At 62.1% G+C, this 290-nt stretch carries 1 protein-coding gene; it reads left to right on the top strand.

Annotation, left to right across the window (positions count from 1 at the left end; translation table 11 throughout):
* On the top strand, positions 1-290 hold a 290-nt coding region (locus tag EN807_RS34690), incomplete at both ends, for a peptide deformylase (RefSeq protein WP_189522713.1).

The raw sequence follows: 290 nt of genomic DNA, 5'->3' as shown, positions 1-290 counted from the left end.
CTGGAGACCATGTATGACGCGCCGGGCATCGGCCTTGCGGCGATCCAGGTCGGCGAGCCGCGACGGCTTCTGGTCATCGATCTCGCCAAGGAAGGCGAGGAGCCTCAGCCGCATGTCTTCATCAATCCGGAAGTGCTCGAGAGTTCCGACCAGCGTTCGGTCTATGAGGAAGGCTGCCTCTCGATCCCCGACTATTATGCCGAGGTCGAGCGCCCGGCTTCGGTGCGGGTAAAATATCTCGACCGCGACGGCAAATTGCAGGAGTTGCAGGCGGAAGGCCTGATGGCCAC

This window comes from Mesorhizobium sp. M5C.F.Ca.ET.164.01.1.1 (assembly GCF_004792125.1).
Taxonomy (GTDB): Bacteria; Pseudomonadota; Alphaproteobacteria; order Rhizobiales; family Rhizobiaceae; genus Mesorhizobium; species Mesorhizobium wenxiniae.
Note: the sequence above shows the minus strand (reverse complement) of the source record. Positions and strands in the feature narration are given on the sequence as shown.